The organism is Bradyrhizobium hipponense (genome assembly GCF_008123965.1).
GTDB classification, from domain to species: domain Bacteria; phylum Pseudomonadota; class Alphaproteobacteria; order Rhizobiales; family Xanthobacteraceae; genus Bradyrhizobium; species Bradyrhizobium hipponense.
The window spans coordinates 64,301-85,034 of record NZ_VSTH01000038.1; the positions used below are offsets into that span (position 1 = coordinate 64,301).

The 20,734-nt window shown below is 62.1% G+C and carries 19 protein-coding genes and 1 pseudogene; 8 read left to right on the forward strand and 12 right to left on the reverse strand.

The window, feature by feature from the left end; translation table 11 throughout:
- Positions 1-18: 18 nt before the first annotated feature.
- A pseudogene (gene ku / locus FXV83_RS12175) lies at positions 19-944 on the reverse strand (non-homologous end joining protein Ku).
- A 134-nt stretch (positions 945-1,078) separates the two neighbouring features.
- On the opposite strand from ku, the gene FXV83_RS43995 reads away from it, so the two are divergent.
- From FXV83_RS43995 to FXV83_RS12190, 3 genes are read left to right on the forward strand one after another with little or no spacing between them, the layout of a single operon-like run.
- Entirely contained in the window at positions 1,079-1,474 is a 396-nt protein-coding gene (locus FXV83_RS43995) for a hypothetical protein (protein WP_148739417.1), read from the forward strand.
- 30 nt (positions 1,475-1,504) lie between these two features.
- Positions 1,505-1,954, forward strand: a complete 450-nt coding sequence (locus FXV83_RS12185; protein ID WP_148739418.1) for a hypothetical protein — start codon at positions 1,505-1,507, stop codon at positions 1,952-1,954.
- 2 nt (positions 1,955-1,956) lie between these two features.
- Positions 1,957-2,679: an SOS response-associated peptidase gene (locus FXV83_RS12190; protein WP_148739419.1), complete on the forward strand. Its 723-nt coding sequence runs from the start codon at positions 1,957-1,959 to the stop codon at positions 2,677-2,679.
- A 270-nt stretch (positions 2,680-2,949) separates the two neighbouring features.
- Here the strand turns inward: FXV83_RS12190 and FXV83_RS12195 are convergent, their stop codons facing one another.
- The 9 genes from FXV83_RS12195 to FXV83_RS12240 all read right to left on the reverse strand — a co-directional run bounded on the left by FXV83_RS12195 (position 2,950) and on the right by FXV83_RS12240 (position 11,517).
- On the reverse strand, positions 2,950-3,492 hold the full coding sequence (locus FXV83_RS12195) for a hypothetical protein (RefSeq protein WP_187435848.1): 543 nt from the start codon (positions 3,490-3,492) through the stop codon (positions 2,950-2,952).
- 168 nt (positions 3,493-3,660) lie between these two features.
- Positions 3,661-5,067 (reverse strand): adenylate/guanylate cyclase domain-containing protein, encoded by a 1,407-nt coding sequence (locus FXV83_RS12205; protein ID WP_187435849.1) that lies wholly within the window; start codon positions 5,065-5,067, stop codon positions 3,661-3,663.
- Positions 5,068-5,175: 108 nt separating this feature from the next.
- Positions 5,176-5,856, reverse strand: a complete 681-nt coding sequence (locus FXV83_RS12210) for a YoaK family protein (protein ID WP_148739458.1) — start codon at positions 5,854-5,856, stop codon at positions 5,176-5,178.
- A 1-nt stretch (position 5,857) separates the two neighbouring features.
- On the reverse strand, positions 5,858-7,288 hold the full coding sequence (locus FXV83_RS12215; protein ID WP_187435855.1) for an alginate export family protein: 1,431 nt from the start codon (positions 7,286-7,288) through the stop codon (positions 5,858-5,860).
- A gap of 6 nt (positions 7,289-7,294) precedes the next feature.
- On the reverse strand, positions 7,295-8,227 hold the full coding sequence (locus FXV83_RS12220) for a VOC family protein (protein WP_148739423.1): 933 nt from the start codon (positions 8,225-8,227) through the stop codon (positions 7,295-7,297).
- Positions 8,224-8,691, reverse strand: a complete 468-nt coding sequence (locus FXV83_RS12225) for a DoxX family protein (protein WP_148739424.1) — start codon at positions 8,689-8,691, stop codon at positions 8,224-8,226. The genes FXV83_RS12220 and FXV83_RS12225 overlap by 4 nt, the downstream gene beginning before the upstream one ends.
- A gap of 1 nt (position 8,692) precedes the next feature.
- Positions 8,693-10,576, reverse strand: a complete 1,884-nt coding sequence (locus tag FXV83_RS12230; protein ID WP_148739425.1) for an amidohydrolase — start codon at positions 10,574-10,576, stop codon at positions 8,693-8,695.
- A complete protein-coding gene (locus FXV83_RS12235) occupies positions 10,573-10,857 on the reverse strand; it encodes a XapX domain-containing protein (protein ID WP_148739426.1) in 285 nt (94 codons plus the stop codon). The genes FXV83_RS12230 and FXV83_RS12235 overlap by 4 nt, the downstream gene beginning before the upstream one ends.
- 15 nt (positions 10,858-10,872) lie before the next feature.
- The gene (locus FXV83_RS12240) at positions 10,873-11,517 is read right to left on the reverse strand and encodes a hydrolase (RefSeq protein ID WP_148739427.1); all 645 of its coding nucleotides are present in this window, start codon (positions 11,515-11,517) and stop codon (positions 10,873-10,875) included.
- Between the two features lie 620 nt (positions 11,518-12,137).
- On the opposite strand from FXV83_RS12240, the gene FXV83_RS42605 reads away from it, so the two are divergent.
- Positions 12,138-12,485, forward strand: coding sequence for a hypothetical protein (locus FXV83_RS42605; protein ID WP_187435850.1), 348 nt, complete (start codon positions 12,138-12,140; stop codon positions 12,483-12,485).
- A 65-nt stretch (positions 12,486-12,550) separates the two neighbouring features.
- Here the strand turns inward: FXV83_RS42605 and FXV83_RS12250 are convergent, their stop codons facing one another.
- Together FXV83_RS12250 and FXV83_RS12255 are read right to left on the reverse strand one after the other, a co-directional pair.
- Complete coding sequence (locus FXV83_RS12250) at positions 12,551-13,270, reverse strand: AraC family transcriptional regulator (protein WP_187435851.1); 720 nt, start codon at positions 13,268-13,270, stop codon at positions 12,551-12,553.
- Between the two features lie 480 nt (positions 13,271-13,750).
- Positions 13,751-14,575 (reverse strand): alpha/beta fold hydrolase, encoded by an 825-nt coding sequence (locus FXV83_RS12255; RefSeq protein ID WP_148739428.1) that lies wholly within the window; start codon positions 14,573-14,575, stop codon positions 13,751-13,753.
- Between FXV83_RS12255 and FXV83_RS12260 the strand changes: the two genes are divergently transcribed.
- From FXV83_RS12260 to FXV83_RS12275, 4 genes are all read left to right on the forward strand, one after another.
- Positions 14,550-15,188 carry a hypothetical protein gene (locus tag FXV83_RS12260; protein WP_148739429.1) on the forward strand — a complete coding sequence of 213 codons (639 nt, stop codon included), beginning with the start codon at positions 14,550-14,552 and terminating at the stop codon, positions 15,186-15,188. The genes FXV83_RS12255 and FXV83_RS12260 overlap by 26 nt on opposite strands.
- 90 nt (positions 15,189-15,278) lie before the next feature.
- Entirely contained in the window at positions 15,279-18,182 is a 2,904-nt protein-coding gene (locus tag FXV83_RS12265) for an ATP-binding protein (RefSeq protein WP_148739430.1), read from the forward strand.
- Positions 18,183-18,363: 181 nt separating this feature from the next.
- On the forward strand, positions 18,364-18,996 hold the full coding sequence (locus tag FXV83_RS12270) for a hydrolase (RefSeq protein ID WP_148739431.1): 633 nt from the start codon (positions 18,364-18,366) through the stop codon (positions 18,994-18,996).
- 91 nt (positions 18,997-19,087) lie between these two features.
- Complete coding sequence (locus FXV83_RS12275; RefSeq protein WP_187435857.1) at positions 19,088-20,698, forward strand: MFS transporter; 1,611 nt, start codon at positions 19,088-19,090, stop codon at positions 20,696-20,698.
- Positions 20,699-20,734 lie beyond the last annotated feature (36 nt).

A 20,734-nucleotide genomic window follows, 5' to 3' on the forward strand; every position in this document is an offset into this window, starting at 1 on the left:
GCCCCGGTCATCAACCGCCTAAGCCGACTTCCGCCGCTGGCCCGTCGCGGGTTTCTTCGCCGCTGCTTCCTTCGCCGGCTTCTTGCCTTGGATCGGCATCAACATCTCTTTCTGGCCCGCCGCCGCCTTGCGCGGCTTCTTGCCGGGCTTTGCTGCCTTCGCCGGCGCAGCCTCCCGACCGACGCTCTGCCGCAGAGCCTCCATCAGATCGACCACGTTTTCGCCTTTGGGCCGCTCCTTCGGGCGGATGGTCTTGCCTGCGCGCTTCTGGTTGATCAGGTCGACCAGCGCGGTCTCGTAGTGATCCTCGAACTTTTCGGGGTCGAACGTGCCCGTCCTCTGGTTGACGATGTGCCTTGCGAGGTCGAGCATGTCCTTGGTGACTTTGACGTCCTGGATCTCGTCGAAGTACTCCTGCTCGGACCGGACCTCGTAGGGGTAGCGCAGCAGCGTACCGACGAGACCCTTCTCCAACGGCTCGAGCGCGATAATGTGCTCGCGGTTGGTGAGAACCACGCGGCCGATCGCCACCTTGTCCATATCCCGGATGGTCTCCCTGATCACCGCGAAGGCGTCGTGACCGACCTTGCCGTCGGGACGCAGGTAGTACGGACGGATCAGATAGCGCGGATCGATGTCTGCCTTGTCGACGAACTCGTCGATCTCGATGGTCCGCGTCGACTCCAGCGCCAGCTCCTCGAGCTCCTCCTTGGTGACCTCGATGTACTGTCCTTTGTCGAGTTCGTAGCCCTTGACTATGTCCTCGTTCGCGACCTCGTCACCGGTATCGGCGTCGACCTTGACATACTTGATCCGGTGACCGGTCGCTCGATTGAGCTGATTGAACGAGATCTTTTCGGATTCCGATGTCGCCGGGTAGAGAGCCACCGGGCAGGTGACGAGCGACAGACGCAAGAAGCCTTCCAGTTAGCTCTGGGGGCCATGGTACGCAGAACTCCAGTTCGGACGGATTCAAGACGAACGGCAGCGCATGGTTCCGACACAGAGGACGGGCTGACTAGCGGATATTTTTTACGCCGGCTCTCGACTCCTTTGTTCTTGTTATGTTCTATTGACCATGACAGACCGACCCTCGAGCTGGCGCATGCCGACACCCAAGCAGATGGATAAAATTGCCGCTCTCGCTGGCAGAAACGTACTGCAGCAGCCCGGATTAGCCCCCGAGGCGGATTTGCCCGCAGAGTACTGGCAAGCGCTCTTGGACGACCCGCGCGCGGAGAGCAGGTCGGGCCCCGCCGGAGGGGCGCTGCGGCTTAGCCAGATTCCTCAACATATCCTGAGGGTAGGCTGCCGACGGTGCGCCAGGGTCGTCGAAATTCAGAAGGTCGATGCCGTCCGCCTCTATGGTCGGGAGGCGCTCTGGAAGGATGTCGGGCGGCGACTCTTGGACAATACGTGCGCGCAGCGAACCGGGCGCCACGAGGAAGACGGCTGCTGGCCTGCGTTCGAGTAGTCGCCGGCGCGGGCGGAACTGGATGCTGCCATGGCACCGAAACATCACCCGACGCCCCTCAGCGGGGGCGACCGCAAGGCGCTCACCAAGGAATTGGGGAGGGCGCGCACGATGACGACGATTCTCGCTGGCCAGTCTGCCGAAGCCCGCGTTAAGGGCGAGACCCTCATCCGAGAGGCAGACAAGCTGCTCTGCGAATCGTGGAATGAGAGGATGTGGGCCGACGGAGGACCGATCGACCCATCGCCGACTGTCGATCAGGCCATCAACGGCGGTTACGCCTGGCTTGAGATCGAGTGCTCGCGGTGCAAGACCCGGCGAGACGTCGACCTGGCGGCGCTGCGCCATCCACCGACCACATTCGTCCATGACCTGGCCAGCCGCCTCCGCTGCAGCAAATGTGGCAAGGCAGGCCGCCGGCCCTCAGCTACCCTTCTGCAGCTGGCATCGCGCTCCCGCCAGGCCGCACCGGAGACCTGATCGTGTGCAATCTCTATTCGATGACCAAAAACGTAGATGCGATCCGCCGCTTGTTCGGGGCGCTGAACAGCCGCGTCGGAAACCTGCCGTCGATGCCGGGCATCTTCCCGGACTACTCCGCGCCGATAGTACGCAACGGGGTCGACGGGCGCGAAGTCGCGATGGCACGCTGGGGCATGCCGTCGTCGCAGAGCGCCCTCTTGGAAGCAACCAAGAAGCGCGCGCAGAAGTTGGAAGCCAAGGGCAAGACCGTCGACTTCAAGGAGCTGCTCCGGATGGAGCCGGATGGCGGCACGACAAACATCCGTCGGTTGAACAGCAAACACTGGAGCCGGTGGTATGGCACGGAGTATCGCTGCATCGTACCGTTCACGTCGTTCAGCGAGTTTAACAAGGCCGCTGGGGGTGACATCTGGTTTGCCCTGGACGGGACTCGTCCCCTCGCCTGCTTCGCTGGCCTCTGGACGAACTGGACATCGGTCCGCAAGGTCAAGGAAGGCGAGACCACGAACGACCTGTTCGCCTTCCTGACCACCGACGCGAATGCCGAGGTCGGCGAGATCCATCCCAAGGCGATGCCCGTCATCCTGACGACATCCGCCGAGGTGGACGTGTGGATGCGCGCCCCCTGGGACGAGGCCAAGGCGCTGCAGCGGCCGCTTCAGGACGGGTCACTGAAGATAGTGGCGACCGGTGAGAAAGAAGACAGCGGAGGCAGCGCTTAACGCCTCCGTCCGAAGCGGCTTTTTCGCTGCAGACTACAGACGTGCGACCCGGGCAAGTTCCGCCATCTAGAGCATTCTGATAATGCGAATTCTTCTTGCTCCGTCGGGCAAAACAGTGGTTCATAGGGTGCTGGTCCTAGCAAACCGGAGGAGCCAGCCCGATGGCCGATGAAGTCGACACATCCTCGGAATTGTTCAAGCTCGCGAAGCTAAATGGAGACTTCCGGAAGAACTACGGCGGGTTCATCGGAGCGTTCCTGTATCTCCGCACTATAAACGCCGTTCGCCGGAGCCCTTGGTTTTGGACCGGCTTAGCTTCGTTCGCTTGTTCAGCGGCGCTGAGCTGGCTCGGGCGGCATGGTTGGATTTCGCTAACCTCGCCTTGATCGCTTTAATCAATTCCTCCTTCCCGGCGCAGGGGACTCCGTGATGACGGCGGAGAGAATCGGATGAAAGCCAGACATAGCGTCCAGCCCTTAACGGGGAAGACAACAGCACATAGTCCTCGATTGCTCTGTTCGTCGCGTCCAACCGCATCACTGCGAGCAGTCCGGATGAAATTTGCCTTCGATAGGCTTTCCACTGCGGTGCATGGTCCGCTCCACGCTGCGCGAGTCGTCGTGCAACGAGAAACGAAACTTGGCGTACGCCGCCAATATCAAGACTGATCCCACCCTGAACAAGTTCAGCCTCAAGACCAAGGTCAGCGCTCAGGACCTCCGCGAGTTCAGTGGCGTGCCTCACTTGTTCGGCGCCCCAGAATTTCCTGGTATCTAACCAGTCGCGGTCGCGGGGCGCTACATATCCGATCATCGCATAGGCTTTCCGTAGTGACCCAAAGTGCTTAACATAGGAGGAGACGTGGTTTAGCCCGAGTGTCGTGCGCGGCCAACTCCGCGCCCAGGAGCGTGAGATCCGGATGCTGCAGCGGGCCGGCGTCTCGACTGCCTCGGCCGAACTCCTGCTCACGCGCATTGGTCCTCATCCCGCCATTCCGTACACAGACATTCGAGCGGAAACGCCCCGCAACTGGTGCTTACCGAGATGCTCGACATCATGAGAGAGATGTCGGGCAACGGCTTCCGTCAGGAGGAGGTCTCTGCCTATCGTCTTGGTGAGCGCTTCCACGCGGCAGGCCTCGTTGACGGCCGCGCCGATGACCGTGAAGTCCAAGCGATCCGGGGCGCCGATGTTGCCGAAGAAGACCTCACCTTCGTGAAGGACGATGCCCGCCCGCAGCGAGGTGCGGTCTTCGGCGTCGGACGCGACACGGATGGTCCGATTGGAGGCTTCGAGTCTGGCAATCGCCTCCCTTGCCTCCGAGACGGCCGCGCGCGACGCTTCGGCGACGCCGACCGTCTCCGGAAAGACCGCGAGCATGCCGTCGCCGATGAACTTGAGAATCTCGCCGCCGTGAGCGGCCACGGCGCTCGCCATCGCTTCGAAGTAGGCGTTCAGCAGCACCAGCATGTCGGCCGGGGCGAGAACATCCGACATCTTCGTGAAATTTCTGAGATCCGAGACCCAAATCACGGCGCGGATCGAGTCTCCCGCGCCGCGCTTGATTGCACCTTCGAGGACCTTGGCGGCGGCGCCGTAACCAAGGTAGGCACCCAAGGCGTTTTCGGAGATCTTCAGCTCGCTGTGCCGTTGCACATGCAGCGCGAATAGCTTGAAGAGACGGGCCAAGGAATCTATCTCCGCCTCGGCGAAGCCGCCGGCCTCTTTCGTCGCGATGGTGATCACGTTACGGGTGTCCAGACCGGACAAGGGAATCGCCACGTAGTCGGTCATGCCGGCGGCCGCGAGCTCGATCATGATGGGAAATTCCGCCTGCGACGACGGCTCAGTCGGCTCTCGCCGGATCGTCTCGCCGGTTTCGACGATACGCTGCAGCGGATTGAGTCTGTAGGCGTCGGAATCGACCGCGGCGTCAGCTACCCGCACCTCGTCGCAGAAGCCATCGTCGGCGTTCCAGACCCATGCGAATCCGACAAGCTGGGGATGGAGTGTGCCTATGTGCAGGGTAAGTCGATCGACCGAAGACCCGGCGGCCTTCATCTGTCGGATCAGCTTCGCGAGGAGGTCAATCATCTGCCGCTCGGCGGAGGCCTCTTCCAGCAGCCATTTTTCGATCTGGGCGAAAGTGTCCGCGATGCCGGGGGCGACGACGATCGGGCCGGCTCTTCGCACGAACGAGACCGACGGGGGATAGGATCGAGGCGAAGGATCGGAAGTCTCGGAAGCCATTTCTGTTCCCTCGCGTTTACTGCCGACAACACAGATGCGCTGGCTGCCATGCTGTCGACAGCGGGAGCCCGCGGGCCATCGCTTTCGCATATCGATGCCGCGCTCGCCCGCGCGTGGCTGACTGAAGCGAAGCATCATGCGACGGCCTCCTGACGAGCGACCTCCGACACTGCAAGTGCCCGGTGGACGTACGTCGACCGGGCCACACTTTTGCCAGGTCCTTCAATCCCGATCACTCCTGCCGCGTCACTTCGGCTCGGCGGCAGCCAAGAACACGGCTGGGAAAGCGATCAGCGGCGGGAGGACGAAACACCACGTCCCGAACTTCGCGTAGAGACAGGCGCCGGCGGCGCATCCCAGTGCGAAGGCAGCCACGCTCGCCGCCATCTTGCCGAGCCGCGGCTTGGCGACGGTCAATACCGAAGCTGGCGCGCCGCGCAAGACGTCCGCAACGTCGATCATGATCTGGGTGGTCGTGCCCGTCATCAAGGTGGTGGGGGGCTCGGTGCCCATATGGATGCGATGCGCGGCATTCTGAATCGCCATGGCGGCGACCAAAATCATGCCAGTGCAGATCGCCTGCCAGCCATCTCCTTGGACGAACGGCCCGAAGTAGACGGCACAGGCACCGCCCACCGCCAAAAGTATGATCTTGATGGCCAGCATCGAACGAAAGATCGGCAACCCGATTGCAGGCAGGACGAAGCTGAATATCCGAGTGGTGATCACCACCAGGCAAAAGACCGGGAGCGCGAGCAGCTTGGCCAAGGCACCGGATGTCCCCAACACCATGGCCGCACCGAAGGTGACGAAATTGCCGGTGACGTGCGCAGTGAACAGCCCCTGGAGCGCGAGAAAGCCGGCGGTATCGACCAAACCTGCATTCAGGCTCATCAGGAGCGGAAGCAGAAGTATATTGCGTGGCATGTCACCAACCGTATTGAAGCTGGACACCCAGATAGTTGCTGGTGTGCCCGCCGGCGCGGATGATCGTATCACCGACCTCGAAATGGACGGCCTCGATGGCGCCCGTGAGATGATCATTGAACGCGTAGTCGAGGCGGAGTTGACCGTAGGCTCCCGTCCAATTGCTGCCAACGCCAGCGGTGCCCGCTATCGGCACGTTGGGCTGGACGTAGATTGCATCGGCCGTCGTTTCGCGCCATTGCAAGCCGATCGCCCCCATCACCTTCAGCCGCTCCGCCGGACTGACGGTTATGGAGGGTTTGAGGTGCACCAGGTTCACGTACCCCGTGTAACCGGCGAGGGTGAAGTAGTAACCGTTCGGGAAGAGCGGGTTGAACGTACCCAGCGTTCCGTCCGCGGGACGGCGGTCTCCGGAGGCAGCATCGAACTGGACACCCAGGCGAGGCTGCCATGGCGCGTTCGCGAACGTATATCCTGTCCGCGCACCTACGGCCCAAGCGCGAATGTCCGTCGTACCGACCTGGCCCACCTGCCCCATGGCCTCGAGGTCCCAATCGAAGTGTTGGGCGTTGCCCGCAAAGCGGACATCGAAGACGTGCCGGTGCTCTTCGCCAAGGGCATCCAGATATCTGGCATTGCTCCGTTCGTAGAGAGAATAGTAGCCGGACAGCTCGTTATCGCCGAGCACCTTGCGCTCGACCCTCAACGTGCTGAATCGGAAGTTGTCGTTCGATGTATCGTCGAAGGGACGCCCATCAAAGTATTGCACCGGACGGCTGACGAAACCGATGAAACGCCAGGCTCCCGTTTCCCAGTCGGCCCAGAGCGCATCGAACGACTGTCGGACATTGGGCCCGTCCCGCGACGATACGAAGCGCTGAAGATCGAAGGCGAAGTCCTGTCGTCCTATGCGCGCCTTCAAGGTCCCGCCCGAAAACGTGTTGACGTACTCGAGGAAGGCAAGACGAAGGTCTAGTCGGTCCTGGTCGACGGATGTGACGTTGAACTTATGGAAGGAACGATCGTCCTCGAGTTGAATGAAGGTGCGCCAATTCTCGTTGAAGTGAACATCAGCATGGACCTGCAGACGCTGTAAGAGGTAACTGTCCGCCGGCGTATTGCCGGTGCCGAAGCCCGCTGCGTTGTTGTACTCGAAACGCTCGCGCAGCGTAGCGCCCAGCGAGATGTAACTTTTCGGGTCGGTGGCCCAAAGCGGAATGTACTTGAGCTCGTCGAACGGCTCGGTCCGCAGTCTCGGATCGGCGAGAACCGACCAATCCTCCGCCCAACGGTTCGCCAGAATCGCGGGCCGTTTCGGGAGCGTGGCGTCCCCATCATCCGCGAACGCGCTGTCGGCGCCGGCGCTGAAGGCCGCGATCGACAGGACGATCCAGAATCCGCGCAGACGGGCCCAATCTGGCGTCAAGCTCATCACCCCTTACTTCCCCGCTGCCCGCGCGGCGCTCTTCTCCGCGAGCGAGTGGATCTCGGCGATGTAGCCGCCCGGGAACATGACGAATGCCGCGGAGCGGCCGTCTGACGTGTAGGGTTCGACGAGTACCGTAGCGCCCGTCTCCTTCGCCTTGGCAAGCGTGGCGGCAAGATCGGCGACTTCATAGCCCGTCGTCTCCCGCCCATAGGGATACGGCAGATGACCATCCGTGACCAGTACGACCATCTTCCCGAACGCGGACTCGATCCGGATGCGCTTGTAGGTCGCGTCAGTCCGGCCGATCTCGACGCCCGGCGCCTTCGCGTCATCCGAGACAATCTTCCCGCGCGAGAACGCAAGAAAACTCCGGGTGAAGGCGGCGGCCTTGTCGGGCGAGACGTACACGCGATTCTCCGGAATCCGCTCGAACGGAGCGTAGTCGGGTTTCGTCGTGTGCCAATAGATTTGCAGGTTGACGCCGCCGGGCCACTGGACCACGGCATCGCGCCCGATGGGATCCGGGAAGGTGGAGACGATCACGTCAGCGCCCGCCCCGCGTGCCGCCTTGATCGCCTCGTCCATGTCTCCGACCAGATAGCCGTTCCGCTCGGCGCCGAACGGGTACGGGATCGGCGTCTTGAAGCCGAACACCGAGACGGTGCCGACGGGCGTCTGCAACAGTTGCGACGTAGTGCTGCTCGGCGTGGGCGTGACGGTCGCCACCACCTGCTTTGTGCTTTTGCCGCCGAAGGTCGCCAAAAAACTCGCGGCGAACTTGTCCACATCGTCGGGCGCCACGTAGACGTGGGTCGTGTCGTACTGAGGGGCAACGGCAACCGCCGCGTCCCTGGACTTCGTTGCGTCCTTTGCGATGACCGGCGTAGTCGCCGCGACAGCCGCTGCGAGCGCAAGCAGAGCCAATATTCTTGTCGGTTTCATCGAGAGACTCCTTGAATAGCTTGAGATCCCGCTGCGGGCTTCGGGCGAAAGACGGCTTCCTCGGAAAGAATCGTTACTATGACGAGGCCTGCGATCAATCCGAGATGTTCGAAGAAGGCATTCGTGGCCATGAATCTCTCATGACCACCCATGGTCCAGAACGCGTTCGCGGTAAGCATCGCCACGAACGTGAGGACGCCGAGGCCGCCAGCGCCAAGCCAAACCAAGCGGTTGACGACGACGAGCAGAGACCCGCAGAGTTCGACCACGATGGCGGCTGACGCCCACAGCAATCCCGGATGCAGGCCGAAGTGCTCCTGCTCGGCCGCTGCACCCGCGAGGTCGAGCAGTTTGGTAAAGCCGCCTAGGATATAGGCCGACACCAAAGCCAGCCTGGCCGCATGCCAGAGAAGCGGCCAGCGAAGGATCGCCGAGATCCATTTCGGTGACGTTTTGGACCCCATGTCAGACCGCCCAGCAGGCGCACCCGAGAGCGCCCCAGAAGCTCCTCAGGTCGGAGACAGGGAGCCGGCTCGACAAGGCCGCAGCGTGATCGTGTCCATGCACGCCGCAGGAGTTGGCGCAGCCGCACATCTGCATGGCCTTCATGGCGAGGTTGCCTTCCTTTGCTTTGGCCTTGTCGTCGGCCCAAGCCGCGTAACCGCCGAAACGCCGCACTGGCGACCAATCGGGCATGGCGGGAGGCGGCGTAACGCTCTCCAGTCTCGAAAAATCGCCCGCGCCGAAGACGATCCGCCCGCCGACCATGGTCAATACCGACGTGGTGTCGGCGATCTCGGCCTCGCTGCAGGAGAAGTAGTCGCGGTCCGGAACGACGAGGTCGGCGAGTTGGCCGACCTGGATCCGGCCCTTGCTACCCTCTTCGTTCGAGAACCACGTCACGTTCTCGGTCCACATCCGCAGCGCCGTCTCGCGATCCAGACAGTTGCGCTGGGGCGTAATCCGCAATCCGCCGACGGTTCGGCCGGTGACGAGCCAGGACAAAGAGACCCACGGGTTGTAGGAAGCCACGCGCGTGGCGTCGGTACCGGCGGAGATCTTAACGCCCTTGTCGATGATCTTCTTGACCGGCGGCGTCGCCTCGGCGGCCCCGGCCCCGTACCGCTCGACGAAGTATTCGCCTTGATATGCCATCCGGTGCTGCACGGCGATGCCGCCGCCGAGCGCCGCGATGCGGTCGATCGACTGGTCCGAGATCGTCTCGGCGTGATCGAAGAACCAATGCAGCCCTTCCAGGGGCATGTCCTGATCGACGCGCTCGAACACATCCAGCGCCCGCGAGATCGTCTCGTCGTAGGTCGCGTGGAGCCGCCAGGGCCATTTGTTCTGAACGAGAACCCGGACGACCTCCTCGAGCTCGCCCTCCATCTCCGGAGGCATGTCCGGACGGGCGACCCGGAAGTCCTCGAAGTCGGCCGCCGAAAACACCAGCATCTCGCCGGCGCCATTGTGCCGGAAATAGTCGTCGCCCTGCTTGTACTTCGAGGTCTTCGTCCAGTTGAGGAAGTCCTCCTTCTCGCCCTTGGGCTTCTGGGTGAAGAGATTATAGGCCAGCCGTATCGTCAGGAGGCCTTCTTCGTTCAGCTTCTGGATGACAGCGTAGTCCTCCGGATAGTTCTGGAATCCTCCGCCGGCGTCGATCGCACCGGTGACGCCCAGCCGGTTCAATTCGCGCATGAAATGACGGGTCGAATTGACCTGATAATCGAAGGGAAGTTTAGGTCCCTTGGCAAGGGTCGCGTAGAGAATGTTGGCGTTCGGTTTGGCCAGCAGCAAGCCCGTCGGATTGCCCTTGGCGTCTCGCATGATCTCGCCGCCCGGCGGTTCAGGCGTATCCTTCGCATAGCCAACCGCACGAAGGGCGGCGCCGTTCAGTATGGCCCTATCATAGAGGTGCAGCAGGAAGACCGGCGTGTCGGGCGCGACGGCATTGAGTTCGTCGATCGTCGGAAGCCGCTTCTCCGCGAACTGGTGTTCGGTGAATCCGCCGACCACCCTCACCCACTGCGGCGGCGGCGTGACGGCGACCTGCCGCTTTAACATGTCCATCGCGTCGGCCAGCGAGCGCACCCCGTCCCAGCGGAGCTCCATGTTGAAGTTCAGACCGCCGCGGATGATGTGCAGGTGGTTGTCGATCAGCCCCGGCAGGACGCGGCGCCCCTTCAAATCGACGACCTTGGTCGAAGGTCCGGCCAGCCTCATGACCTCGCTGTCGTGGCCGACCGCCGTGAAGACGCCATCCTTGATGGCGACCGCGCTTGCAGTCGGGTTGGAACGGTCGAGCGTGGTGAAGAGGCCACGGTGGAAGATAGTATCGGGAGCGTTCATGATGCTTTCTCCGCGACGTTAGTGGTTTCCTTGGCCTCGTCGGCATGCCGCCCGGGCAGCATGCCGAACATGTGAGGCGCGCACTTCGCCTGCCGCCATGCGGCGGCCAGGCCATGACCCGCAATCATCTGCTTGGCGACCGGGGCAATCTGCTCGCCGGCGAGAATGCCGAGCAGGCCGACCAAAGCCACCAGAGGGGGCGCGGGCGAGCGCACGTTGAGGAGACTGTAGATCACCCCGACGAGAACGCCCGCGCCAAGCGACAGGAGATAAATCTTCATGAGCAAGCCGGGCCCTTACTTGGGTCCCGCCTCCGATGCGTGCTCGCCCAGCGCCCACTTCGAGAACCGGATCTGAATTCCGTACGGCGAATGCGCACGCTGGATGTCCATCATGCCTTCGTAAGTCTCGGTGCGCGCCCAGTCCTGCTGAAGCTCGTAGGCGTACTGCGATGAGGTGATGGGGATCGCTCCCGCCTGGATCGCGCGCTCCACTGCCCGGTTATGGGCTTCGAGCGAAAGGTCGCCGCAAGCATCGGTGGCAATGTAGATCTCATAACCTTCCTTCAGCATGTCCAAGGTCGGAAAGATCACGCAGGCCTCAGTCCAGAGACCGGCCAGCACGAATTTCTTGCGACCGGTGGCAGCCACCGCCTTTCGGAAGTTCGCATCGAGCCAGGAATTCATGGACGTGCGGTCGATGACGTCGTGCTTCGGAAACAGCGAGGTGACTTCCGGAATGAACGGTCCGGAAAACGAATCCCTGGCCACCGTGGTCAGCACGGTCGGGATTTTGAACAGTTTGGCGGCCTTTGCGAGGATCTGGACGTTATTGATCGTGACCAGACGGTCATGCGACTGAACGCCCTGGAACATCGCCGGCTGATAGTCGATTAGTGCGATGGCGCTGTTGTCGGGGGTGAGCATATCGAGTTTCGACATTTTGATCTCCTTCATGTGATGAATCGCTCATGTGAGCGGGCTGGTGGAAACTGAGTGCGATGCGCAGCGACGAAACCAGGTGCGCCCGAGTCCATGCAGATCGCCGCGACCGGCGTATGCTTGCTGTCGGGAACACATGTGTAACTCCGCTGCAATCGCCTCGGCAGAACGAGGGCGTATGCTCTTGGAGCCAAGTGATATTACGGATGCGTCCGGCGGTCGCTAACGAACGAAGCGCATTTTGAACAAACGGCTCACGTTCTGCCTGTCTTGCGCAATTTCCGCGATACAGCCATCACGAAATACCGCACATGGATGAGGCTATTTGTGCGGGACGCAGGCGACCGTCCCGGCACTAGACGACGTCGAATTACGCAAGAGGCCTCCCTTTGGAGCGATTGGAAACAATCTGCAGGTTTCATCCTGGCAGCGACGAAAGTGCGCCTTTGTTGCTGGCTATCCCAGGTTGGGCGGATAGCCCCTTTGGCTTCTTGCACTTCTGCAGATCTGTCAGCGCCGGCTCGGGAATTCTGGCGGTGTCGACCCCGCGCTCCGCCGCTAACGGCCGGACCGTATCGAGAGATTTTGCCAATGGTCTAGCTCTGTCGATTCGGAGTGCAATGCATACCCACGAACTCACGCTGGTCCCCGTGGTCGTGGTCGGCCACGCCGAAGGAGCGGACGCTGCGCTCGCTCTGATCGCTTGCCATGCAGATGCGATAAGCGCTGCAGTCATCATCAACCCTACACACACCATGCGTTCGCCGGCTACGAACCTCGGTGGAATGGACGTGCTGCTGACCACGCTAGAGGGCGTTGGATCAGCAGACGAAACCGCGCTACAGATCGAGAAATGCCTGACCGAAGCGGGGGCTCGCGTGATTTGCGAGCGTGTGCCGCGCAGCCGAGTTGCCCGCAAGCGGGACGAACTCATGGCCCGGATTTTCCTTTCGGCCCTCTTCCGCTGATGTGCTCTTGAGCTCGAAGGGATCGGATTGGCAGTGGGGGAAGAGCTTGCTCCAACGATCTGGACTTAAGAGGCTGCTTGGCGGCGCCACGCACCAGGGCTAGAACCGACTGTCCGGCTGAAATGCCTGCTCAGATGGGCCTGGTCGGCGAATCCCGTGAGGAGCGCTATTTCCGAGATCGGAAGCATATCTGATACCAGCAGCTCCTTCGCCTTCTCTATGCGCGCAATGAGCAGCCATTGATGGGGCGACAGACCGGTGGACGCTCGAAAAGCCCGGCAGAAATGCGATCGTGACAACTGAGCGATGTTCGCGAGTTCGAGCAAACCAACGTTATCCGCAAGATGGTCTCGCAGATAGTCGGTGACCATCCGCAGGCGGCGGGGCCGCAGCCCGCCCCTGGCCGGCATTCGGGACGCCTTCCCGAAGGCCGCGAGGCGCAGGAGCAGCGCTACCGACAAACTGTCGCCGTACAGCCGCGGAGAATCGTCTTCCCGACTGCACTCGGCTTCGAACAGCCTTGCGATATGGAAAAGTGCAGGATCGTGGAACAACAGACGCGGGGCGAATGCGGAGGGGCCGATTTCCTCGGCCCCCAACTGCTTGAACGCGTCCTCTGCGAACGTGAAGGAGATGTGACGCATGTAGCGCGTCTCGTTGCCCAGCGCCCACGTCTCCATCTTGGCAGGCGCAAAATTCATGTTGTGGATCGCATTTGCCGGATCCGGGCCGCGCCGCCGCTTTTCGCTACGCAATTCCGGAAGGTTGCCGACAAGGTCGAGCATTATCGACAACCGGGCGCAATCGTAACACAGCTCTGCGCAGTATGACCTGGTGCAGACAAGTTCGGTCACGCTGGCGGTAAGCCCGCTCCAGGATCGAGAATGGAGACTTTTCACCGTCGTGCCTTCCCGCTTCGGGACGAACGGACGCTTCCACACCGAGGGGTCTGCGTGATCCCGCAAAGCGGACTGCGCCTGAGCCTGGTCGTGCGGGGCGGTCATGAGCGACACAGTTCTCCGGGCGAACGATGCGGCACCGGTAATGGTAGTAAGGATCGGCCCTTGGAAGTATGCCTTGGTATGTAAACCGACGGGCGTGGCCCGAACTCGACAGGACGACCGAAGGGGCCGCTTCCGCTGAAGATGGCCATCGTCGGACAGGCGCTCGCTCGCATCGTTGGGGACGGGCATCGAGCGAGTGAAGTCCTCGGGCGGATCCGTGCGCTCATGAAGAAAGCCCACGCAAATGGTCGGTTCCGCAGTTCAGCTTCTAATGAAAGCGAGCAAGTCAGCGTTGATGATGGCGGCTTGTGTCGTCGGCATGCCATGCGGGAAACCCTTGTAGGTCTTGAGAGTGCCGTTCTTCAGAAGCTTCGCCGACAACGGTCCGGAGTCGGCATAGGGCACGATCTGGTCGTCGTCGCCGTGCATCACCAGCACGGGAACGGAGATTTTCTTGAGATCTTCAGTGAAGTCGGTCTGCGAGAACGCGACGATGCCGTCGTAGTGGGCCTTTGCTCCGCCCATCATGCCTTGGCGCCACCAGTTCTGGATCACCGCTTCCGACGGCTTCGCGTCGGGGCGGTTGTAGCCGTAGAACGGGCCGGCCGCGACCTCCCGGTAGAACTGCGAGCGGTTGTCGGCGACTTGTTTCTGGAAATCGTCGAATACTTCCTTGGGCAGGCCGCCGGGATTGGACGCAGTTCGCACCATCAGCGGCGGCACGGCCGCGATTATCACCGCCTTGGCGGCCCTACTCTCGCCGTGGCGCGCCAGATAGTGCACAACTTCGCCGCCGCCGGTGGAATGCCCGACGTGGATCGCATTCTTCAGATCGAGGTGAGCGGTCAGAGCCGCGAGATCGTCGGCGTAGTGGTCCATGTCGTGGCCTTCCGCCACCTGGGTCGAGCGGCCGTGACCCCGGCGATCGTGGGCGATGACGCGATACCCGTGATCGAGGAAGAACAGCATCTGGGCATCCCAGTCGTCCGACGACAGCGGCCAACCATGGCTGAACACGATCGGCTGGCCAGAGCCCCAGTCCTTGTAAAAGATCTCGACGTTGTCCTTCGTCCTGATCGTCGGCATCCTCGACCTCTCATCTTCAGGTTCTGGTGTTATTCGCCGGACCGTCGCTAGGGAAATAAATCGTTCCAAAATTTCCGAGACAGGATTTGCCCCAGAAAGCGGCAGTCCGGGCTGGCTTTTTTGGAACATTTTACTTGGCTTCGACCAGTCCTCGCGAAAGAGTGTGGCGTTCTCGAAGGACGCGGATGCGATGAACAACCTGACACAATTTGGCGAAGATTTGCGTCTCCATCTGTTTCGTCTGCAGGCAAGCCTTGACAACATCAACGGACTGTTCGCGGGGGCCGCCATCGCCAACGATGCGGAACTCGCGGGCCGGTTGGAAGGAATGCACGCTCCCATGAAGGAGTTTTCCGAGCGCGCAGCAGAGCTCCGCGAGATGCTGCAGGCCGGCCTTGAACGCGACGCCGCACTCGTGGCCGAAACGCTGTCCAGATGGGTAGCCAGGCGACAGACGGCGCAGCTTCACGCGCGCGCCGACATGATCGAGCAACTGGCCACGGTCGCAGTGGAATTGGCGACACTGTCCGCGGTCGAAGCCGAACGCATCACGATGACCGCGATCATCGCGCGCCGAAAAGCGGTTGCCGTGCAGGTCCTGCGCGACCTCTGATGTGTCTGTTCGAGCGACCTCGATGGATGGACACTCTCCCGCCGGTGGCGTAAGGAAGACCCTTACGAAAAGCCGACGACTGATTGAAGGATGTCCGATCGCGACAACAGACCAGAGCGCACATTCCTCTTCGGGCCGTTTCGCCTTTCCACCTCCAAGCGGGTCTTGCTTGAGGGCGACCGCGTCGTTCGCCTTGGCGGCAAAGCCATCGAGATCCTGATCGCGCTCGTCGAGCGCGCAGGGGAACTGGTGAGCAAGCGCGAACTCGTCGAGATCGCCTGGCCCGATACCTTCGTCGTCGAAGCGAACCTTACCGTGCAGGTGGCGGCGCTTCGCCGCGCCCTTGGCGAGGACGATACCGCCAATCAGTACATCGTGAACAGCCCGGGACGTGGATACCGTTTCGTCGCCCCCCTAAAGGTGCTGGAAGAGGGTCGCGCGGGTTTCGACCAGCCAGCCTCGCCTGAGGCCCACAACCTGCCGGCACAGTTGACCCGGTTGGTCGGACGCGCAGAAGCGCTTCAGGCGGTGAAACGAAAATTGACCGACGGCCGCCTCGTGAGCATCGTCGGGCCGCCGGGCGTCGGAAAGACCGCAATCGCGCTTCAACTTGCGGAAACGATGTTGTCGCAGTTTCGGCATGGCGTTTGGCTGATTGACCTCGGATCGATCGCGGATGCCTCGCTGATTCCGAGCGTGATTGCATCCGCGCTCCCGATCGACGTCCGCTCGAGCGACATGCTGTCCGGCATCGCCGCCGCGCTACGCTACAAGAACCTGCTTCTGGTATTCGACAATTGCGAGCATCTGATCGACGGGGCGGCGGCGGCGATCCGTGAGCTGCTGCGCGGCTCCGGCGACATCAAGGCGCTGATCACAAGCAGGGAGCCGCTGCGCATCGAAGGCGAGCAGGTCTTCCGGCTCCCTCCCCTGGAAGTGCCTCCGATGGCAGCGACCCTCGGCGCGAAGGACGTCTCGAGCTACCCGGCGGTTCAGTTGTTCGTCGAGCGGGCGGCCGCGATCGTCAATGGTTTCGAGCTCACCGATGCCAACGCCGCCTTCGCGGCGCAGATATGCCGAGGACTGGACGGCAACCCGCTCGCGATCGAGGTCGCCTCCGCGCGCGTCGATGCGTTCGGCGTCAAGGGGTTAGCCGCGAGGATCGAGGACCGCATGCACCTGCTCGCGGACTCCCACCGCGGAAGCCCGGCACGACACCGCACCATCGCAGCGGCGCTCGAGTGGAGCTACCAACTTCTAAGCGAGGACGAACAATACGTCCTCCGCTGCGTCGGGATCTTTTCCGGCAGCTTCACGCTCGATGCGGCCGTCTCCGTGATTCCAGCGAGAGAGCGGATCGATACCGCATCGATCCTCGCGGATCTGGTCTGCAAATCGCTGCTCGCCGTCGACGTCGGCTCCGAGGGCGCCAGATTTCGGCTGTTGGAAATCGCAAAAGCGTTCGTGCTTGCGAAGCTGATCGAGAAATCGGAGCGGGACGAACTCGCCGTCCGCCTCGCCTCTTGCCTCACCGAGATGCTGCGCAAGTGCGCCGATGGACCGAAGCGGGTGCAAACGCTCAGGGAAGCGGTCCAGGAACTCGATAACGTGCGCGGGATCCTGAACTGGGCGTTCTCGCCCGGCTGCCGGCCGCAGGCGGGCGTTGCGCTCACGGCCGCCGCTGTGCCTGTTTGGTTGGAGAACTCGCTCCTGACGGAGTGCATCGTCTGGACGACGAAAGCGATCGAGGCTCTCGAAGCCACCGCCGAAAGCGAACGAAGCGAAATGATTCTGAAGGCCGCTTTCGGACTCGCCGTGATGTTCACCGAGGGGATGACGAGTCGGTCGCGAGAAGCTCTGAACAGATCGATCGAGCTGGCGGGGCAGCTCGGTGATCGGCAATGGGAGCTTCGGGCCCGGCTGGGCCTCGTGCTCTTCCTGCACCGGCGCGGCGACTTCAAGGGGGCGTTGGAAGGAACGAAAAGGATCGAAAGGCTCGTGGCGGACGCCGGCGAGCCCGCGGCCGTCGCGATGACGAAGAGCGTGAAGAGCGCCTCGCTCTTTTTCCGAGCGGAGTATGCGACGGCCCTGAACCTTGCGCGCGAGGCGCACGAATATTTCCGAACTCACAGCGACGCCTCGCATATAGGCCGCTGGGGTCTGAACCACTCGATCTATGCGCAATGCGTGATGGCGCGGGCCTATTGGAATCTTGGACGTTTCGATCGAACCGTTCGGGCCTGCCTTTCGGCGCATTCCGAGGCAGAAGAGACCGGCAATCCGACGTCGATCTGTCAGGCGTTAAGTTGGTGCGGGGCTTCTCTGTTCCTGAGCCTGGAGGACCTGGACCGGGCGGCCGGCGCTATACAGAGGTTCAAGCAAGTGGCTCAGGACAACAACATCAAGAGCTATGTGTTTGCCTCGATCGGTTTCGAAGGCAGGTTGCTTTTCCTGAGAGGCGAGATCGAGCCCGCCGAAAGGTTGTTGCGGGAGGCGCTCTCGAAGCTAAGCGGCGCCCAATACGACAATGTGTCCATTCCATTCCTCGGGCGCTTGGCGGAGCTCCTGGTGGTTGATCGTCGCCCCGAAGAGGGACTGTTGGCGTCGGCGGAGTGCCTGGAGCGAACAAAGGCGACCGATGCTCTCTGGTTGCTACCGGATGCCCTGAGGATTCACGGAGACGTCCTGGCCGCATTGGAGGGTCCCGACTCGCAGTCGGCCGAGGTCAATTTGCGTGAATCGATCGAAGTTTCCGTACGGCAGGGGGCCCTTGGATGGGAGCTTAGATCGGCCGAGAGTCTTGCAAATTTCTTGCGTCGAAAGCACCAAGACGAAGAAGCTTCGGCGGTACTGGATCGAACGCTCGGAAAATTCGCAGAGGGCCTTGAGGCCGTACCATTCCGGCGCGCCAAGACTCTGCTCGACGAATTGCGACGAGTAGCCTCTCCGGAGGAGGCGCGTCCTTCGGCTCGCAGGCCAGACCCGCGCGTCTGAACCGTGGTCGCCGGCCCCAACTGCTGGCCAACACAAGGGAAGAGCTTCCTGCCCGAACCGCGCAGTCCAATTGTTCAAGAGCCGGGGGACCGGTTCATATAGGCTGCTCGACTGCCGTCTGTTTGAACGAACTTGGAATCCCCGAGAACTCAACAGCGCACTTCGGAGAGAGGTTCACGTCATGAACGACAGTAAGACTCTGCTGCAACCCAGCGATTGTGCTCTAGTTCTGATCGATCAGCAGGCTGGCCTCGCATTCGGGGTCGGATCGATTGACCGTCAGGTGCTTCTCAACAACACGATTGCGCTCACACGAACCGCTAAGGTGTTTGGGCTACCGATTGTCGCATCAACGTCGGCCTCCAAGGTCTACAGCGGTCCGCTGATGCCGGCGATTCGGGAGATTCTTCCCGATATCCAACCCATCGAACGCCGGAACATGAATTTGTGGGAAGATGACGCGGCTCGAACAGCGGTAGTTCAAACAGGCAAGCGAAGCCTGATCGTTTCTGGCCTTCTGACAGAAGCCTGCGTCTCGTTTCCGGTACTTTCAGCGCTTCACGAGGGCCTTGACGTTTTTGTGGTTGGCGACGCGTGCGGTGGTCTCACTCCCGTGAGTCATGATCTCGCCTTGCGACGCATGAGTGACGCAGGCGCACATATGACATCATGGATCCAGGTTCTTCTGGAATTTCAGCGGGACTGGACGCGTCGGGAAACTTACGACGGAGCTCGATCTATCGTGGAAACCCACGGCGGCGGGTACGGAATCGGCCTCGCATATGCTCGCGACATGATCCACCCTTCGCCCTAGGTGGTGTAGCCTCGCTTCTAGCCGATCCCTTGCACCTTTCGATCCTTCGTTGCGCCAGAGCGAAAGGGTGCGATTTGCCACAGCAAAGCACATGACAAAGATTGACGAAGATCTAACGCGGAGCGCGTCGCCCTGGATCGCGTTCCGACACAAGGCGTTTGCGGTTGTTTGGATCGCGACCGTCGTCGCCAATGTCGGCACCTGGATGTACAACGCGGCATCCGGATGGCTAATGACGAGCCTCAATCCGGATCCACTCACGGTCTCCCTGGTCCAGGTCGCGAGCAGCCTTCCCATGTTCCTTTTCGCGCTGCCCGCCGGCGCTCTGGCCGATATCGTCGACAGGCGCCGCTTTCTCATCGGATCGGAAATCCTACTCACCGTCGTCGCGGCGGTGAGCGCGGTTCTGGTCTGGCTCGACCTGATCAATCCGTCGATCCTGCTGTTGCTCACATTCCTCCTCGGTGCGGGTTCGGCTTTCACCGCTCCCGCATGGCAATCAATCGTGCCTCAGCTTGTCCCGAAGCAAGACCTGGCTGCGGCGGTGGCGACCAACGGCGTCGGTGTCAATATCAGCAGGGCAATCGGACCGGCGCTCGGTGGCGTCGTGATCGGCGTACTAGGCATCGCGGCGCCGTTCTGGATCAACGCATTGAGCAACTTCGCCGTGATCGGCGCCCTGCTCTGGTGGCGCCCACCGACATCGCAAGGAAGCAGACTTCCGCCGGAGCGCCTGACCGGTGCCCTCGTGATCGGCTTTCGGCACGCGCGATACAACTCCGTTCTGCGCGCGACTCTCATACGAGCGGTGGCGTTCTTCTTCTTCGCCAGCGCATATTGGGCCCTACTCCCGCTCGTCGCGCGCAATCAGATCGCGGGCGGTCCCGAACTCTACGGCATTCTGCTCGGCGCGATCGGCATCGGTGCCGTCGGCGGCGCATTTACGCTGCCATGGCTGAAGGCGGCTCTGGGACCCGACCGGCTCGTCGCGGCCGGCACGCTCGGCACGGCGGCCTGCCTGGTCCTGCTCGGTGTCGCACGTTATTCCGCGCTCGGCTTCGCGGCCTGCCTCCTCGCAGGCATGTCATGGATCGCCGTTCTCGCGAGCCTGAACGTCTCGGTCCAGATGTCCCTGCCCGATTGGGTGCGCGGGCGTGGGCTGGCCATGTTCGTGACCGTGTTCTTCGGCGCGATGACAGCCGGCAGTGCGCTGTGGGGGCAGCTTGCCTCGGCGTTCGGCCTGCCCGCGGCGCACTTCATCGCGGCCGCCGGAGCGGTAGCGGGCATCGCGCTGACTTGGCGCTGGAAGCTGCAGGGCGGCCAGGGGGTGGACCTCGCGCCCTCCATGCATTGGCCAGCCCCCGTGCTCGCGGTCGACGCGAATGCCGACCGCGGGCCGGTACTGGTCACGGTCGAATATCAGATCAATCCGGAGAAGCGTGACGGTTTCCTCGCCGCAATCCGAGACCTGGGCCAGCAACGCCAGCGGGACGGCGCCTATTCATGGGACGTCTTTGAGGATGCCGCGGAGAGCGGACGCTTCTTGGAAACGTTCATGGTGGCGTCTTGGCTTGAGCATCTCCGACAGCACCAGCGCGTGACGAACACCGACAAGGTCGTGCAGGATGCCATCCGCGAGTTCGGCGCTGCGGGCGCCCCTAAGGTGACCCACTTCATAGCGGCCCGCCTCGCGCCCGATTGAGCCGAGCCGGCAAGAAGCCGGCGGCTCTATGGTCGG